This window comes from Nonomuraea fastidiosa (assembly GCF_042751225.1).
Lineage (GTDB): Bacteria > Actinomycetota > Actinomycetes > Streptosporangiales > Streptosporangiaceae > Nonomuraea > Nonomuraea fastidiosa.
This window is the reverse complement of record NZ_CP170570.1, coordinates 7,440,503-7,456,628: the sequence shown is the minus strand read 5'-3', so window position 1 is coordinate 7,456,628 and position 16,126 is coordinate 7,440,503. Positions and strand designations below refer to the sequence as shown.

Below are 16,126 nucleotides of genomic sequence, written 5' to 3'. Positions count from 1 at the left end.
CGCACAGTGATTCACATCCGCCCCGCCGGCCCGGAGGACGTGCCCGTCACCCTGGCCATGTTCGACAGCGCCGTGGCCTGGCTGACCGCCCAGGGCCGCACCGGCCAGTGGGGCACCCGCCCCTTCACCGGGGACGCCCGCCGCACCGAACAGGTCGCCGGCTGGCAGCGCGGCGGCGGCATGCACATCGCCGAACGCGACGGCGAGCCCGCCGGCGCGATCTCCATCGGGCCCGCCCACGACTACGTCACCCCCGCCACCGAGCCCGAACTGTACGTCCAGGCGCTGGTGACCGACCGCCGCCACGCCGGCCACGGCGTCGGCCGCGCCCTGCTCGACTGGGCCGCAGGCCAAGCCCGCGAGCGCGGCCTGGGCCTGCTGCGCGTCGACTGCTACGCCGGCGGCGACGGCCGGCTGGTCGCCTTCTACGAAAGCTGCGGCTTCACCCGCGTGGCCCCGTTCACCGTGGGGGAGTGGCCCGGCATGCTGCTGCAGCGCCGCATCGATCCGGCCGCCGCCTGACGCCTCCAGCCGCGGCCGGGCCCCACGCCCGCCGGTCAGGGCGCGACGTCCACCACGACCTTGCCGACCGCGCCGCCCTCCACCGCCCGATGGGCATCGGCGGTGCGCTCCAGCGGGAAACGGATCAGCGGCAGCCCGTGCTCCTCACCGACCGGCATCGCCCCGTCCGCCACCGCCGCGGCCACATCCTCGGCACCCGCCAGCAGCGCCTCCTCGCCGACGGTGTAGAGCACCAGGAACTGAAAGCGGGTGTTGAGCATCATGTTCTGCCGCACGTCCAGCCCCACCGGCTTGCCGCCGTCGTTGGCGTAGGTGGAGATGACGCCCCCGGTGCGCAGCACCGCCAGATCCAGCTCCAGGTTCGCCCCCAGCGCCACCTCGGCGATGATGTCCACCCCGTCGGGCGCGATCGCGCGGATCTCACCCGCCGGATCGCCCTGCCGGTAGTTGATGACGTGGTGGGCGCCGGCGGCGGTGGCCAGGCGCGCCTTCTCCGGCCCGCTGACCGTGCTGATCACGGTCGCCCCGGCCCAGCGGGCGAGCTGGATGGCGGCATGCCCGACCGCGCCCGCCCCGCCGGCGGCCAGCACCACCTTGCCCTCCAGCGCGCCGGGCCGCAGCCGGCGCGGCCCGTCCTCGGCGACCGTCAGCGCCCGGTGCGCGGTCAGCGCCGGCACCCCCAGCGCGGCGCCGACGTCGAAACTCACCCCATCGGGCAGCGGCACCGCCTGGTCGGCGGAGACGACGGTGTACTCGGCCGCGGTGCCGGTCGCGCGGCCCAGCGTCGCCATGTACAGCCACACCCGCTGGCCGATCCTGCCCGCATCGACGCCCTCGCCGACGGCGTCGATCACCCCGGCGCCGTCCAGGTGCGGCGTCACCTCAGGGAAGATCTTGGGATTGGTGGCGCCGGAACGGGTCTTCCAGTCCGTCGGGTTGACCCCGGACACGGCGACGCGCACCCGTACCTCGCCGGGCCCCGGCTCGGGCGTGTCACGCTCGACGAGCTCCAGCACATCGGGATCGCCAGTGGTGCGGTAAACGATAGCTCTCATTTCGATCCGCCGTCCCTTGCCTGTCATGGGTATCCGATCACATTACTGCGGCATCGATCGCCTGCCCGGTGCGGGCCGTCAGCCGATGAGCACCTGCGCCCCGCACGCCGCCAGCACCGTCCGCGCGCGGGCCGCCAGCCGGCGGAACCCGCACGCCGAGGCGATCGCCGCGGCCTGCTTGGCCAGGCCGCGCGCCGCCTGGGCGTCCCCGCCCTCCAGCCGGGCCGCCGCCAGACCGGCCAGCGCCCGCGCCTCCGCGAACGGGTACGTCGCATGCGCGATCGACAGGCACCGCTCGTACCATCCGGCCGCCGTCTCGGCCTCGCCCAGCGCCAGGTACGCCTTGGCCACGGTGGCCGCGGTCTGCGCGGTGGCCTTCCTGCCGTGGACCGCGATCGCCATCTCATGGGCCCGCCGCGCCACCTTCAGCCCGGTGGCCGCCTGGCCGCGCTGCAGGTGCCACAACGCCGGCTCATCCAGCGTCGACAGCTCACCGCGCATGTTCGCCGCCCTGCGGTAGGCCGCCGGCGCCTCATCCAGCAAGGCATAGGCCCGCTCCTGTTCGCCGAGACGGCGCAGGGCGCTGGCCAGGTTGCCCTGGTTGGCCAGCGCCGAGGTCCAGTGACGCTAGGCACCCCCGCTGGCGCGGCGCTGTCCGTACCGGCGCCCGTACCGCCCCTACCGCCAGGCGCGAGACCGTGACGGTGAACGGCCTGCCGGCCGCGCGGATAACGTTCCGCGAACGTTCATGGTGAAGTCACTGGTCAGACCTACCGCAAGCTGACTCGGCTGGGCAGAATCCAGCAAGCACAAATGTGAACCACCGATGAACGAAAGCAGGACGGCACGACGATGGAAGCGCGCGCTAGCAGCCAACGGGGACCGACGGGCGAGCGCCGGTTAGCACTGCTCTATCTCGCGCCCTCCCTCATCATCTTCGCGATCTTCGTCTTCTATCCGCTGGGCAGGACCTTCTACCTGTCCACCATGGGGACCGACATCATCGGCCGGGCCAACATGTTCGTCGGCCTCGACAACTTCACGGCCATGTTCGCCGATGCCACCTTCTTCAAAGCCCTCGGCACCACGGCGCTGTTCGTACTGTTCACCGTCGTGCCCGGCATCCTCGGCGCGCTGGTGATCGTGCTGCTGCTGGAGTCGCGCATCAGCGGGCAGCGCATGTTCCGCACCGTCTTCGCGCTGCCGTTCGCCTTCTCCGTGGCGACCGCATCAGTGATCTTCGCGCTGATCTACAACCCCGCCGTCGGCATGGCCAACGGCATCCTCAGCCACTTCGGAATCGAGCGGATCGGCTGGCTCACCGAACCCGACCTGGCCCTCATCTCCGTCTCGATCACCACCGTCTGGATGACGCTCGGCTACAACGTCCTGGTCCTGTCGGCCGGCATCGGCACCATCCCCACCGAAGTGGTCGAGGCGGCCAGGCTGGACGGCGCCACCGGATGGCGGCTGCACTACCGCATCACCATCCCCATGCTCTCGCCGCAGCTGTTCTTCCTCATCGTGATCTCCACGATCCACGCGCTGCAGAGCTTCGGCCAGATCCACATCCTCACCAAGGGCGGCCCCGACGGCGCGACCTCCACGCTCGTCTACTGGATCTACGAAAAGGCCTTCAGCTACGGCTCCTCCGACTTCGGCACGGCCAGCGCCGCGGCGATCGTGCTGCTGGTCATCGTGCTGATCTGCACGGGCATCCAGTTCGGCGTGCTGGAAAGGAAAGTCCACTACCGATGAGCCGCACCCCCACCTCCACCTCCTCGTCGCTTGCGAGCAAGCTGGTCGTCTACCTGGTGCTCATCGTCTGCGCCCTGCCGGTGGTCTTCCCGCTGTACTACGCGGTCGTCGGCGGCATCATGACCCCGAGCGACCTGGCCAGCTACCCGCCCAAGCTGCTGCCCACCGCCATCGACCTGGGCAACTTCACCTCGGCGCTGGACACGATCCCGCTGGCCCGCCAGTACCTCAACTCCGCCATCCAGACCGGCATCGTCACCATCTCCCAGCTGATCACCAGCGTGCTGGCCGCCTACGCCTTCGCGTTCTTGCGCATGTGGGCCAAAACCGCGATGTTCGCGCTGTTCATGGTGACCCTCATGGTGCCGTGGGAGGCGATCATCCTCCCCAACTACCTGCTCATCTCCGACCTCGGCCTGACCAAGGGACCGCTGACCTACCTCGGGTTGACCCTGCCGTTCCTCGCACACGCCTTCGGCACCTTCCTGCTGCGCCAGTCGTTCCTGCAGTTCCCCCTCGAAGTCCGCGACGCCGCCGTCATGGACGGCTGCGGCCACCTGCGCTTTCTGTGGCGCATCCTCATCCCGCTGTCGAAACCGGCCATCGCCGCCGTCGGCGTGTACGTGTTCATGACCACCTGGAACCAGTACTTCTGGCCGCTGATCCTCGGCAACGACGACCGCTACAAGACCCTGCAGATCGGCGTGTCGATGCTGAACGACGCCGAGTCCTCCAGCCCCACGCTGATCCTGGCCGGCGTCACCCTCGCTCTCCTTCCCACCCTCGCACTCGTGATCTTCGGGCAGCGCTTCATCATCCGCGGGCTCACCGCGGGCGCCGTGAAGTGATCGTGAATCAGAAACGGAGTTCCCTCATGGCACGACCCCGATTCCGCCGCACCCGCGGCGCCCTGGCCGTCGCGGCCGCCCTCAGCCTCGCCCTGACCGGCTGCGGCGGCGACAGCGGCTCAGACGAAGGCGGCGAGGCCGCCACCGCTCCAGGACCTGACGCGATCACCGAACCGATCGAGATCGAGTTCTGGCACTCGATGAAGGAGAAGAACGAACTGGCCATCAAGGCCATGGTGGACGACTTCAAGAAGGCCAACCCCAAGATCACCGTCAAGCCGGTGTTCAAAGGCGACTACGACCAGATGATCGTCGCCTACAAGCAGGCCGTCCAGCAGGGCGCCACCCCGCCGCTGGTGCAGATCTACGACATCGGCTCGCGCTTCATGTACGACGCCCAGCAGGTCGTACCGATGTACAAGTTCATCGAGGCCGACAAGTTCGACCAGAACGCCAACATCGAGCCCAACATCGCCAGCTACTACAGCATCAAGGGCAAACTCTGGTCGATGCCGTTCAACTCCTCGGCCCCGCTGCTCTACATGAACGCCGACGCCGTCCGCAAGGCCGGCCTCGACCCCGACAAGCCGCCGGCCACCCTCGACGAGATCGCCGAATGGGCCAAGAAGCTCACCATCAAAGAAGGCGGCACCGTCAAGCAGTACGGCTTCAACGCCGCCCTGTACGGCTGGTTCGTCGAGCAGCTCATGGCCCAGGACAACACCGAATACTGCGACAACGGCAACGGCCGCAACGGCCTTGCCACCAAGGTGAACTTCGGCACCGGCGCCGGCGTCAAGTTCGCCCAATGGCTCGGCGACCTGGTCAAACAGGGCTACGCCACCAACACCGGCCGCCCCACCGACCAGGCCCAGAACGCCTTCAAGACCGGCACCGTCGCCCTGCACCTGGAGTCCACCAGCGCGCTCGGCGGCTACACCGAGGCCGCCAAGGGCAAGTTCGAGCTGAAGACCGCGCCGTTCCCCAAGCCGTCGGCCGACTCCAGCGGCGGCACCATCATCGGCGGCGCCTCCCTGTGGATCAACGCCGTCGGCCACACCGACGCCGAAAAGCGCGCCGCCTGGGAGTTCGTGAAGTTCGCCAACACCCCTGAGCAGCAGGGCAAGTGGCACGCCGCCACCGGCTACGTGCCGGTCAACCCGCAGGCCACCTCCAACGACGACCCCAACTTCCAGGTCGCGGTCACCCAGCTGCGCGCCCAAAAGCCGTCGCCGGCCACCTCCGGCTGCCTGCTCGGCATCATGCCCGAGGCCAGGAAGGCGGCCGAGGTCGGCCTGGAGCAGGCCGTCCCCGCCGGCGCTGGCCAGGAGCCGAAGACCTCGGCCGAGCAGGCCATGCAGGCCGCCGCCGACAGCCTGCAGCAGGCCATCCAGAAGTACAACGCCAACGTCGGCCAGTAACCCCCCTCTGTGACCGGTCCGGCCGCCCCCTCGCGGGGCGGCCGGACCGGCGCCTTCGCCGGTGTCAGCGGCTCCACATCACCTGGAGGACCGGCTCAGCGCGGCACCGCCTGCAGATACGCCAGCACCGCCATCACCCGCCGATTGTGATCATCCGAGGGCGGCAGGCCGAGCTTGGCGAAAATGTTGTTGGTGTGCTTGCCCACCGCCTTGTCACTCACCCCCAGCCGGGCGGCGATCGCCAGATTCGACAACCCCTCGGCCATCAACGCCAGCACCTCACGCTCGCGCGGCGTCAAAGCGGTCAACGGCCCCTGCCGGTCCCGCCGGGTCAGCAACTGCGACACCACCTCCGGATCCATCGCCGTGCCACCGGCGGCGACCTGACGTACCGCATCGACGAACCGCTCCACATCACCCACCCGGTCCTTCAGCAGGTACCCCACCCCACCGCCACGATCCGCCAGCAGCTCACGCGCATACAGCTGCTCGACGTACTGCGACAGGATCAGCACCGGCAGCCCCGGCACCCGCCGGCGCGCCTCCAGCGCCGCCCGCAGCCCCTCATCGGTGAAACCCGGCGGCAACCGCACATCGATCACCGCCACATCGGGCCGGTGCCGCAGCAGCGCCGCCAGCAGCATCGGCTCGTTGTCCACCGCCTCGGCCACAGTGAACCCGTGGGCCGACAACAACCGCACCAGCCCATCGCGCAGCAGCGCGAGATCCTCGGCTATGACAACACGCACGGAACCTCCATCGTCAGCACCGTCGGCCCGCCCTCAGGACTGCTCACCACAAGCGAACCATCGAAGACCGACAGACGATCGGCGATGCCGCGCACCCCGCCACCCGCATCACGCCGCACCCCGCCACGCCCGTCGTCGCCCACCACCAGCCGCAGCACCCCGCCGCCATAGCGCAGACGCACCCACGCACGGGAGGCACCGCTGTGCTTGGCCACGTTCGTCAGCGCCTCGGCCGCGGCGAAGTACACCGCCGACTCCACCGGCGGCTGCGGACGGCCGGGCAGATCGATGTCCACCTCCACCGGCATCGGACACAACAACGCCGACGCCTCGATCGCCCCGGCCAGCCCGCGATCGGCCAGCACCGGCGGATGGATACCGCGCACCAGATCGCGCAGTTCCGCCAGCGCCTCACCGGCCACCTCACGCGCCTCATCGATCATCGCCCGCACCTCCTCCACATCACGTGCGCCGCGCGCCAACCCGAGCTGCATGCGGATCGCCACCAGCTTGGCCTGCGCACCGTCATGCAGATCACGCTCGATACGGCGCAACTCGGCCGCACGCGCGTCCACCACCGCCGCCCTCGAGGCGGCCAGCTCCCTGATCCGCTCCCGCGGCCCCAAGCCCGCCAGCAGGTACCGCACCGGCAGCGCCTGACCGCGCCGCAACACCGGAACCGCCAGCACGACCACCACCGCGATCGCCACGGTCGCCACGCTCAACGCGAAGGTGTTCCACACGCTCGTCTCGGCCGGCCGCATCCGCAGGAACACATAATCCAGCGCCGCCACCATCGCCCACAGCACCACCACGAAGCAGGCCCGGCGACGGCGTGCACCACCAGCCACACCAGCTCCCGCCGGCCGCTCACCCTCCTGGCCGCGCCGAGGACCCGCTCCGCCTGGAAACCGGCAAGATCCCCGGCGACCCGCCGCACGCGCTCGAACGGCCCCCGCACGCCCACCGGCACCAGCACCGCGCACACCGCCAGCCCGGCCACGAGCAGCAGCGCCGCCAGGCCGGTGACGACGTTGAGCACCAGCTCGCCCACCCCGCGCAGCGCCGCCGCCCCCCAGACTCTCACTCTCACACCAGGCAGTCTGCCGTGCCGGCGCACATGAGACGGTAGGCCTGGCCCCACCCCCGGCGGGAGCGTTTCCCCCACCCACGCGGTGGGCCCGCCCCCATGGAGACCACCGCGCCCGGCCGCCAGGCTGTCCGACTGTGATCGACGTACAAGACCTGACCATCCGCTACGGCCGCACCCGCGCCGTGGACCACCTCACCTTCACCGTCAAACCAGGCCTGGTCACCGGCTTCCTCGGCCCGAACGGCGCCGGCAAATCCACGACCATGCGCGCCATCCTCGGCCTGCACACCCCCGCCGCCGGGCAGGCGCTCATCGACGGCCGCCCCTACACCGCACTGCGCCGCCCCCTGCACACCATGGGCGCACTGCTGGACGCCGCAGCCGTCCACGGCGGCCGCACCGCCCGCGCCCACCTGACCTGGCTGGCCCGCAGCAACCACATCCCCCTCCGCCGGGTGGAAGAGGTGCTCGATGAGGCGGGCCTGCACCAGGCCGCCGACCGGCGCATCGCCACCTACTCCCTGGGCATGCGCCAGCGGCTCGGCATCGCCGCCGCGCTGCTCGGCGACCCGCAGGCGCTGATGTTCGACGAACCGCTCAACGGGCTCGACGTCGAAGGCATCCGCTGGATCCGCGACCTGCTGCGCCGCCTGGCCGACCAGGGCCGGACCGTGCTGCTGTCCAGCCACCTGATGAACGAGCTGGCACTGACCGCCGACCACGTCATCGTCATCGCAGGCGGCCGCCTGATCGCCGACACCCCGGTGGACGCGCTCGCCGCCCGCTTCCACCGCGACGTGCTCGTCCGCGCCGCCCACCCCGACCGCCTCGCCGAGGTCCTGCGCGCCCACGGCGCCACCGTCACCCCCGGCCCCGGCGAGCTGTCCGTACACGGCCTGGCACCGCAGACGATCGGCGAGCTCGCACTCACGGCCCAGATCCCCCTGCGCGAGCTGACCCCGCGCACCGCCACCCTGGAGGAAGCGTTCCTGGAACTCACCGACGACCACCCACAGGAGGCCCGGCGATGACACACGCATGGGACGCCATCGCCGCCGAATGGCTCAAGCTCCGCACGTTGCGCTCCAACGCCCTCCTGCTCGCCTGCACCCTGCTCGCCGTCCTGGCCTGCGCCGCCGTGGCGTACCTCATCGGACGCGGCTTCGACACCCAGACGTTCGAAGAACGCCTGCGCTTCACCGGCAACGGCACCGGCCTCGGCCCCGGGCTGCCCATCGCGCACTTCGTGCTCGGCACGTTCGGCGCGCTCACCATCACCTCCGAATACGCCACCGGCATGATCCACACCAGCCTCATGGCGGTACCGCAGCGGCAGCTGCTCCTGGCGGCCAAGATCCCCGGCCTGGCCGCCGTCACCCTCCCCGCCGGGCAACTCCTGGCCTTCGCCATGCACCTGACCGCACAAAGCGTGCTGGGGGAGCGGGCCGGGCAGATCCTGCTCGACGGGCAGAGCCTCGGCATCCCGCTCACCGACCCCGGGGCGCTCACCACGCTCGTGGCCGCCGGACTGTCGATGACCGCCGCGGCGCTGGCCGGGCTGGGAGTGGGCGCGACACTGCGATCCACGCCGGGCAGCCTGGTCGCCCTCGCCCTGCTCTTCGTCGTGCTGCCCGTCGCCGTCCAAGCACTGCCCGCCCCGCTGCGGGCCCAGGTGAGCGCGTACACGCTCGCCGCCCTACCGGAGGAGATCGCCGGAACCGGCGGCCTGCTGCCCCCACCGGCGGCCGCCGCCCTGCTCGCCGCCTACCCGCTCCTCGCGCTGACCGCCGGGGCCACCGCCATCGCGCTCAAACGCCACAAAGCGGCGGTCCTGGCCGCAGGGGCGGCCCTCACCCTCGCGACCGGACTCATCGCGCTGCCCGCCACCGAGGCCGCACCCGCACGGCACCTGGCCTGGCACCCCTGCACCACACCCGGCCTGCCCCGCGAGATGCGCTGCGCCGACCTGCGGGTACCGCTCGACTGGAACCACCCCACCGGCCGCACCATCACCATCCCGCTCGCCATGCTCCCCGCCTCCGGCACCCAGCGCCGCATCGGCACCGTCATCTCCATCCCCGGCGGCCCCGGAGCCTCCGGCATCGACGACCTCACGCAGTACCAGGGCAGGCTCGATCCCCTGCGCCGACGCTTCGACGTCATCAGCTTCGCCCCGCGCAACGCCGTCACCCCCGGCGGGCCGCTGCCACATGAGTGCCTGACCACCGGCCCCTACCTGCCCCTGCCGCGCAACCGCGCCGAGTACGCCGCACTCGCCCGCACCAACCGCGCCCACGCCGAGCGCTGCCGCGCCGCCGACCCGGAACTGTTCGACCACATGGACTCCGCCTCCGTCGCCCGCGACATCGACGCCCTGCGCGCCGCCCTCGGCGAACCCCGCGTGAACCTGCTGGCCAACTCCTACGGCGGACACCCCGCCGCCGCCTACGCCCGCCTGTTCCCCTCCCGCATCCGCGCCCTGGTCATGGACGGCACCACCAGCCACACCGAGGACACCGCCACCGGCGAACCCCGCCTGTACCAGCGGGCCGAACGGCAACTGGACCGCTTCGCCGCCTGGTGCCGCACGGACCCCTCCTGCGCCCTGCACGGCCGCGACGTCAAACAAGTGTGGCGCCACCTGGTGGAGCGCGCCGACCGCACCCCCATCCCCGTCCGCGGCGACCCCGACGGCACCGCCTACACAGGGTTCGACGTCAAGGTGGCCGCCGCGCCCAGCTTCACCTCGCCGGGCCGCGAACCCGACCGGCCGCGCTGGGTCCAGCTCGCCGACGCCATCGCCAAAGCCGCCGACGGAGACGCCTCCGGCTTCGCCGCCTACGTACGCCAGGCCACCGACCGGCCCAAAGTGCCCTCACCGGTCGGACAGAACATGACGCGCTGCCTCGACGGCGGGGGATACACCGGATACGCCGCCTACCGCGCCGCACTGGCGAAAGCGCGCGAGCTCTCACCGCACTTCGCCGGACAGCGCGCCTGGTGGGCGCTGGCCTGCGCCGGCTGGCCCGCACCCGTCACCAACCCACCCGCCCCGCTGCCCGGCCACGCACTACCGCCCGTCCTGGGCGTAGGCACCTGGACCGACCACGACGAGGTCGCCACCACCATCCGCCACGTGCCGGGCTCGTCCACCATCCGCTACGACGGCCACGGCCACATGGCCTACCTCAACAGCTCAAGCGGCTGCGTCACCGCCCACGTCAACCGCTACCTCACCACGCTCAGGCTCCCGCCGCCCGGCACCGTCTGCCCCGCCACCGGATGACCGGCTACACCAAAGCCAGCTGCGCCGCCCTCGGCTCGCGCCGCGCGGGCTCGGGGGCGCCGCACGCCATGCCGTACACCCGGCACAGCTGCGCGATCTGCCCGGTGATGCGCCGCTCATAGCCCTCGGCCGGCAGGCCCGCACGGTCGTACAGCTCCTCATAGCGCTCCACCAGCGACGGGTGCGCCTGCTCCAGCCACCGCAGGTACCACTCGCGGGTACCCGGCGGCAGCCGCAACACCACCGGCTCCACCGCCCGCGCCCCCGTCGCGGCGATCCGGCGCACGGTCGCCGCCAGCTGATCGGCGGCGTCACTGAGCAGCGGCAACACCGGCGCCATCAGCACCCGGCACTCCACACCCGCCTCCACCAGCGCCGACACCAGCTCCAGCCGCGCCTGCGCCGACGGCGCCCCCGGCTCCACCGCCCGCCGGATCCGCTCGTCGACGAACGCGATCGACACCGCCACCCAGGCGCCCGCCCGCGCCAGCAGCGCCGCATCACGCAGCACCAGAGCACTCTTGGTGTAGACGGTGAACGGCGTATCCGAGCGCGCCAGCGCCCCGACCACCCCGGGCATGAGCCGGTAGGTCTCCTCGGCCGCCTGGTAGCAGTCACCGCCGACGCCGACGGCCAGCTCCCGGCCGTCCCAGCGCGCCAGCTCCGCGCGCAGGCGCTCGACCACATTCGGCCGCACGACGATACGCGTGTCGAAATCGCCGCCGGCACCGAGGCCGAGCCTGCGGTGCCCGGCCCGCGCCCCGCAGCCCCGGCAGGCATGCGCGCAACCCCGATAGGGGGAGACGGCCCACTCCTGCGCGATGCCCGCCGCCGGCGGCACCCTCTCGATCACCGTGCGGGCCTGCATCTCGTAAAAACCGTTACGCACCACCGCACGGCGTTCGATCAACGGCCGATCATCGGCGGCCGTGGAATCGACCAGCGCCAGCACGTCCCAATCCACGCCCACCAGTGGAACACGTTTTCGACAGCGTTTTCAAGCGGATCACGCCAACCGGGAGAGCGCACACGGCACCACCCTAAAATCCGGTACGCCCGTACCACTTCCAGTCAGGGAGACCCCCATGGCCTGGCTCCTGCTCGCCCTCGCCATCGCCTCAGAAGTCATCGCCACCAGCGCACTCAAACTCAGCAACGGCCTGAGCCACCTCGGCTGGAGCATCGTCGTCGCCGCCGGCTACCTCACCTCCTTCGCCCTGCTCGCCCGCGTCCTGAAACTCCAGCTCGACATGGGCACCGCCTACGCCGTCTGGTCCGGCGCCGGCACCGCTGCCATCGCCCTCATCGGCGCCGCCTTCATGGGCGAGACCCTCACCGCCCTCAAGATCGGCGGTATCCTCCTCATCATCGCCGGCGTCGTCCTCCTCAACCTCGCAGGTGCCCATTGACCCAGCACCGCGGCCCCGCCCAAGACCGCAGCCGACGCCGCCGCGCCACCCTGCTCGACGCCGCCGTCCACCTGCTCACCGACGGCGGCTTCGCCGCCGTCACCCACCGCGCGGTCGCCCGCCACGCCGGACTGCCCCTGGCCGCCACCACCTACTACTTCGCCTCACGCGACCAGCTCATCGCCGAAGCCTTCGCCACCCTCGTCGACCGCGAGCTCGGCACCCTGCGCGACTGGATCGCCCGCCACGGCCTGCCCGGCCTGCTCGACCAGATCGCCGCCGCCGACCGCACCCGCCAGCTCGGCCTGTGGGAGCTGTACGTCCACGCCGGCCGCGACCCCGCCCTGCAGGCCATCGCCCGCCGCTGGACCGACGGCTGCCTGCACATCCTCGCCCGCACCCTCGGCCTGCCCCCGCACGACACCCGCGTGCGGCTGCTCTCCACCACCGTCTCCACGCTCTGGCTCGAGCACCTCGTCGAACAGCGCCCCCTCGACGACGCCCGCGCCCTCCTCGCCCAGGCCGCCGAGACCGCCATAATGAAGCACATGATCCACCATCTCGCCCTGCGCACCGACTGGCAGCACGCCCAAAGCGCGGGGGAGTACCGCATCTCCACCCTCGGCCGCACCCTCGACGACGAGGGCTTCATCCACTGCAGCCGCGACATGGACCAGCTGCGCACCGTCCACGCCACCTACTACCGCGACGTCACCGAGCCGCTGCTCGTCCTCGACATCGACCCCACCGGCCTCGACGTCCGCATCGAGAACGGCTACCCCCACCTGTACGGGCCACTGCCCCTGTCGGCCGTCACCGCCGCCCGCCCCTACACACCCTGAGAGGCGGGCGACCGGCCACCGATCAGCGCACCGCGCGCAGCGGCACCCTGCCCGCACCCGCGACGGCGGGGGAGGGACCAGCGGCAGGGGAGGGCCCCTGCCCCCTCACCGTCTCCGGAGCCCGCTCCGGAGACTCGGGCTCGGGCCGAGCCTCCTGCATCCGCCCCGGCACCGGGCGCTGCGGCCCGGCACCCGGCCGCGGGCTCGCCTGCTGCCGGGCACGCCGCTGCGCCTCCTGCTCAGCCGCCTGCGCACGCCGCTCCACGCAGCCACCCGCGCAGTACCCGTTCGACACGATCAACCGGCCGCGCAACGTCGTGTACGCATCCTTGCCCGACGCGGGCAGAACCCCCCGGCATACCGGACATAACACCGACTCGGTCCCCACGTGCTGCTCCTCTCGCGGCGCGAACGGCAGGAGCTCCACCCTAAAACGCCGCACCCCGGCGGCGACAGTCAATCAACACAAAGTCAAACCCGCAGTCAACACCCCGAACACCGCCACCCGAGAGGCTGAAACCCCCGCTCAACGCCCGCAAAATCACCCTGCGCACATGCCTCGACACGGCCCAAAAACCTTCCCACCAGACACATCCATCTCACCAGCAGGGGAGTGGCCACCCACCCTGCCACCAGCGCCTTCGCACCCCTGGAGGCCCGCACCGCAAGCCTTCACCGCCCACCGCCCGGAGATGCGCATTTCCGCACAATACCCGCCATAAACCAGCCGCATTAAGCCCCATAAACACCGCCATATCATCACCCACCTCGCATAACCTCGAAAAGGGTGCCATTCTCAATTGATGGCCCACTTAAGACCACCCCCCACGCCCCTCCCGGCCACCACCACGACCATCGCCACCACCCTCGCCACCACCCTCGCCGCCTCCTTCACCGCCGCCTGCACCGCACTCGTGCTCACCCCCGGCATCCACTTCGCCGGCCCACCCCCGCACCAAGCCGGGGCCATCGCCGTCACCACCCTCACCCTGGGCGCCACCACCTTCGCCGCCCGCACCACCCTCGCTGCCCGCACCACCCTCGACCCCCGGCCGCGATCCTGAGCCTCTCCCTCCTGGCCCCACCCGCCGCCCTGTGGCTGTCCGACCGGCTCTGCACCACCCTCAGCCTGCCCCTGCACATCGACGGCCCCACCGCACTCCTCACCGGCACCCTCGTCATCATCGCCACCCGCCTGCTCACCTTCGCCACACTGAAACTCCTGGCAGCGGGAACCGGGGGAGGAGCCCGTCAATTGATGGCCACCCGCACCAAACGCGGCCGATAATCACCCGAATCGCGGTTAAGGCCCGCATCGGCCGCCTACAGACCCGGCTCCGACATCCGATAAACGCTCGTGCGATTTCTCGATCGGCGCATCCGGCACCCCATACACGTACATGTAACCGACACCGCTCCGGCAGACAGAGCCTTCGGCAGCGGCGCCACGTCCAACCTGCGCGCCCACCCCTGCCCGATCCGCAGCGCAGCAACGGCGGGCCGGAAAGTGATGGGGCCGGCGCGAGGGATCTGCCTTCAGCCGCACTGACGACCTGTTCGCGTAGGTCGCCGCCGCTGACACTCGCCCCAAGAGAGCTGCTGCACAGCGCCGCTGATCAGCCCCGCGCTTACCACGAGCGCCTCGGCCAGGGGGTGCATGCGACTTCGACACGGAACGTCCGAGAGGGCGGCATCCGGCCGAGCGGTGCGGACGGCTGCGCGGGGGACCGCACCGCGCGACCGGCAAGGCCCGCCGGATGCCGGGTCGGCAGGCCGCGGTGACGGGGCCGACGGTGTGCACGTGCTCGTATCGGTGGGGGACGGTAGGTGAGGGGCGTGACGAGGGGAGCGGGCCGCCGGCGCCCCGGCCCCGGGCCCGCGCACGCTGGACGAGGTGCTGCGGATGGCCGTCACCAGCGCGCTGATCCCGCCGCTCGCCTGCGCGCACCGGTTGTGCGGGAAATGGAGAGTGCGGTGATGACGGCCTGTGCGCGGGCCCGGGGCCGGCGTTCGCGGCGCTGGAACGACGAGGTGCCGCCCGCGTTCGAGACGCAGTCGGCACGCGGCTCTCGAAGTTTCCGGCAGCAGCGAAGGCGTCAGACGCGTCGCCGGTGATGACTCGGATGAAGTGGGCTCGGGGAGCAGCGGCTACTGCTCCCCGCCCCGTCCCGGAAACGGTCTACTTGACATAATGTTCATTATCAAGCAACCGGCAACGCCTGCGAATAAGGGCGATGCGCACGGGCAGGCGCCACGACCATGCCCGCCTTAGCAATCACCACACCCGGCCTCGTCGCGATCACCGCAGTGATCACCGCCGCGGCCATCTGGCTGATCATCTTCGCGGTGCGGCTCACCAGGAGCCCGCGCAACCGGCCGACGATCAGCATCGACCTTGTCGATCAAGCCCGGGAGCTGAAGGCGCTCGGGCAGATCCGTGAGGCCGTCTTCCTCGTACGCGGTGAGACCGGCATGAGCCAGCGCGCCGCAGCACGCTTCGTCAACCGGTTGTGAGCCCCCAGCCCCGGATTCCCGGTCTCTGGGGTCACGGCCGCCGGCCCACCCCCGGCCGACGTTTCCCTTACCCATTCCATTCCGATACCAGACAGAATGTAGGTTCTGTATGGTATAGCGCTTTACTTTCCATTCGTCCTTGGATGTGGCGATTGTCGTGACGTGATGTGTTCGCACACGCCCCCGACACCTGGTGGCGACGGCCTGCTCCCCTCGTCACACCAGGCGGCGCGAGCGATGGACCCACGCCGTCGCACCCCACCCCCACATGCACGCAGCAGCGCGGGTGACGCATCAGCGGCGCTCCCCTACCCCGCCCCGGGCGGAGACTAGTCACCCTAAACGCGAGCAAACCAGACACTTCGGACTTAGGAGGTGGCGGCACCCAGGGGGCCGGATGACTGATCCCGCCGCAGGCCCCACGCTTCGAACCCGAGGCTCATCAGGCCATGCTGTCCCAGGTGGGGACCTTGCGACCACGCGTATGGGCGGGACTTGTCAGGGGCAAGGGGCGGCGGTGGGGGCCGTTGCAGCCAGAAGGGTGCGGCGGGTGAGGAGGGCAAGGTCAGACATGGACTTCCTTCCTGAGATCTTTGTGGTCGTGCAATAGGAAGCGAAGAGTCACTAAG

The 16,126-nt window shown here is 70.9% G+C and carries 16 protein-coding genes; 10 read left to right on the top strand and 6 right to left on the bottom strand.

Annotated elements, in window-relative coordinates; translation table 11 throughout:
* The first annotated feature begins 6 nt into the window (after window positions 1-6).
* Window positions 7-522: a GNAT family N-acetyltransferase gene (locus ACFMQL_RS34200; protein WP_378788902.1), complete on the top strand. Its 516-nt coding sequence runs from the start codon at window positions 7-9 to the stop codon at window positions 520-522.
* A 35-nt stretch (window positions 523-557) separates the two neighbouring features.
* On the opposite strand, the gene ACFMQL_RS34195 is transcribed toward ACFMQL_RS34200, so the two are convergent.
* Entirely contained in the window at window positions 558-1,577 is a 1,020-nt protein-coding gene (locus tag ACFMQL_RS34195) for an NADPH:quinone reductase (RefSeq protein ID WP_364051328.1), read from the bottom strand.
* 78 nt (window positions 1,578-1,655) lie between these two features.
* Window positions 1,656-2,120, bottom strand: a complete 465-nt coding sequence (locus tag ACFMQL_RS34190) for a hypothetical protein (RefSeq protein ID WP_364051331.1) — start codon at window positions 2,118-2,120, stop codon at window positions 1,656-1,658.
* A 309-nt stretch (window positions 2,121-2,429) separates the two neighbouring features.
* Between ACFMQL_RS34190 and ACFMQL_RS34185 the strand changes: the two genes are divergently transcribed.
* The 3 genes from ACFMQL_RS34185 to ACFMQL_RS34175 are packed head-to-tail and all read left to right on the top strand — an operon-like array spanning window position 2,430 to window position 5,604.
* On the top strand, window positions 2,430-3,335 hold the full coding sequence (locus ACFMQL_RS34185) for a carbohydrate ABC transporter permease (RefSeq protein ID WP_378788899.1): 906 nt from the start codon (window positions 2,430-2,432) through the stop codon (window positions 3,333-3,335).
* Window positions 3,332-4,183 (top strand): carbohydrate ABC transporter permease, encoded by an 852-nt coding sequence (locus tag ACFMQL_RS34180; protein WP_364051337.1) that lies wholly within the window; start codon window positions 3,332-3,334, stop codon window positions 4,181-4,183. Before ACFMQL_RS34185 ends, ACFMQL_RS34180 begins: the two co-directional genes overlap by 4 nt.
* A 26-nt stretch (window positions 4,184-4,209) precedes the next feature.
* Window positions 4,210-5,604, top strand: a complete 1,395-nt coding sequence (locus tag ACFMQL_RS34175; protein WP_364051340.1) for an ABC transporter substrate-binding protein — start codon at window positions 4,210-4,212, stop codon at window positions 5,602-5,604.
* A 95-nt stretch (window positions 5,605-5,699) separates the two neighbouring features.
* Here the strand turns inward: ACFMQL_RS34175 and ACFMQL_RS34170 are convergent, their stop codons facing one another.
* Genes ACFMQL_RS34170 through ACFMQL_RS34160 form a run of 3 tightly spaced genes read right to left on the bottom strand, consistent with a single transcriptional unit; the run spans window position 5,700 to window position 7,446 of the window.
* Entirely contained in the window at window positions 5,700-6,353 is a 654-nt protein-coding gene (locus ACFMQL_RS34170; RefSeq protein WP_378788897.1) for a LuxR C-terminal-related transcriptional regulator, read from the bottom strand.
* On the bottom strand, window positions 6,338-7,150 hold the full coding sequence (locus ACFMQL_RS34165; RefSeq protein WP_378788895.1) for a sensor histidine kinase: 813 nt from the start codon (window positions 7,148-7,150) through the stop codon (window positions 6,338-6,340). The genes ACFMQL_RS34170 and ACFMQL_RS34165 overlap by 16 nt, the downstream gene beginning before the upstream one ends.
* Window positions 7,075-7,446 carry a hypothetical protein gene (locus ACFMQL_RS34160; protein WP_378788893.1) on the bottom strand — a complete coding sequence of 124 codons (372 nt, stop codon included), beginning with the start codon at window positions 7,444-7,446 and terminating at the stop codon, window positions 7,075-7,077. Before ACFMQL_RS34160 ends, ACFMQL_RS34165 begins: the two co-directional genes overlap by 76 nt.
* Window positions 7,447-7,580: 134 nt before the next feature.
* Between ACFMQL_RS34160 and ACFMQL_RS34155 the strand changes: the two genes are divergently transcribed.
* Window positions 7,581-8,477 carry an ABC transporter ATP-binding protein gene (locus ACFMQL_RS34155; RefSeq protein ID WP_378788891.1) on the top strand — a complete coding sequence of 299 codons (897 nt, stop codon included), beginning with the start codon at window positions 7,581-7,583 and terminating at the stop codon, window positions 8,475-8,477.
* Entirely contained in the window at window positions 8,474-10,732 is a 2,259-nt protein-coding gene (locus ACFMQL_RS34150) for an alpha/beta fold hydrolase (protein ID WP_364051356.1), read from the top strand. The genes ACFMQL_RS34155 and ACFMQL_RS34150 overlap by 4 nt, the downstream gene beginning before the upstream one ends.
* A 4-nt stretch (window positions 10,733-10,736) precedes the next feature.
* On the opposite strand, the gene ACFMQL_RS34145 is transcribed toward ACFMQL_RS34150, so the two are convergent.
* Window positions 10,737-11,696 (bottom strand): radical SAM protein, encoded by a 960-nt coding sequence (locus tag ACFMQL_RS34145; protein WP_378788889.1) that lies wholly within the window; start codon window positions 11,694-11,696, stop codon window positions 10,737-10,739.
* 121 nt (window positions 11,697-11,817) lie between these two features.
* On the opposite strand from ACFMQL_RS34145, the gene ACFMQL_RS34140 reads away from it, so the two are divergent.
* The 4 genes from ACFMQL_RS34140 to ACFMQL_RS34125 all read left to right on the top strand — a co-directional run bounded on the left by ACFMQL_RS34140 (window position 11,818) and on the right by ACFMQL_RS34125 (window position 15,497).
* Complete coding sequence (locus tag ACFMQL_RS34140; protein WP_364051362.1) at window positions 11,818-12,141, top strand: multidrug efflux SMR transporter; 324 nt, start codon at window positions 11,818-11,820, stop codon at window positions 12,139-12,141.
* A complete protein-coding gene (locus ACFMQL_RS34135) occupies window positions 12,138-12,983 on the top strand; it encodes a DUF952 domain-containing protein (RefSeq protein ID WP_378788887.1) in 846 nt (281 codons plus the stop codon). Before ACFMQL_RS34140 ends, ACFMQL_RS34135 begins: the two co-directional genes overlap by 4 nt.
* Before the next feature lie 803 nt (window positions 12,984-13,786).
* Window positions 13,787-14,047 (top strand): hypothetical protein, encoded by a 261-nt coding sequence (locus ACFMQL_RS34130; protein ID WP_378788886.1) that lies wholly within the window; start codon window positions 13,787-13,789, stop codon window positions 14,045-14,047.
* A 1,195-nt stretch (window positions 14,048-15,242) separates the two neighbouring features.
* Window positions 15,243-15,497 (top strand): hypothetical protein, encoded by a 255-nt coding sequence (locus tag ACFMQL_RS34125; RefSeq protein ID WP_364051371.1) that lies wholly within the window; start codon window positions 15,243-15,245, stop codon window positions 15,495-15,497.
* The last annotated feature ends 629 nt before the right edge of the window (window positions 15,498-16,126 follow it).

Bases quoted from the DNA above. Each gene is read 5' to 3' on its own strand.
- ACFMQL_RS34195 (WP_364051328.1), bottom strand. From the start codon at position 1,577: ATGAGAGCTATCGTTTACCGCACCACTGGCGATCCCGATGTGCTGGAG.
- ACFMQL_RS34185 (WP_378788899.1), top strand. From the start codon at position 2,430: ATGGAAGCGCGCGCTAGCAGCCAACGGGGACCGACGGGCGAGCGCCGG.
- ACFMQL_RS34180 (WP_364051337.1), top strand. From the start codon at position 3,332: ATGAGCCGCACCCCCACCTCCACCTCCTCGTCGCTTGCGAGCAAGCTG.
- ACFMQL_RS34175 (WP_364051340.1), top strand. From the start codon at position 4,210: ATGGCACGACCCCGATTCCGCCGCACCCGCGGCGCCCTGGCCGTCGCG.
- ACFMQL_RS34165 (WP_378788895.1), bottom strand. From the start codon at position 7,150: ATGGTGGCGGCGCTGGATTATGTGTTCCTGCGGATGCGGCCGGCCGAG.
- ACFMQL_RS34150 (WP_364051356.1), top strand. From the start codon at position 8,474: ATGACACACGCATGGGACGCCATCGCCGCCGAATGGCTCAAGCTCCGC.
- ACFMQL_RS34140 (WP_364051362.1), top strand. From the start codon at position 11,818: ATGGCCTGGCTCCTGCTCGCCCTCGCCATCGCCTCAGAAGTCATCGCC.
- ACFMQL_RS34130 (WP_378788886.1), top strand. From the start codon at position 13,787: ATGGCCCACTTAAGACCACCCCCCACGCCCCTCCCGGCCACCACCACG.
- ACFMQL_RS34125 (WP_364051371.1), top strand. From the start codon at position 15,243: ATGCCCGCCTTAGCAATCACCACACCCGGCCTCGTCGCGATCACCGCA.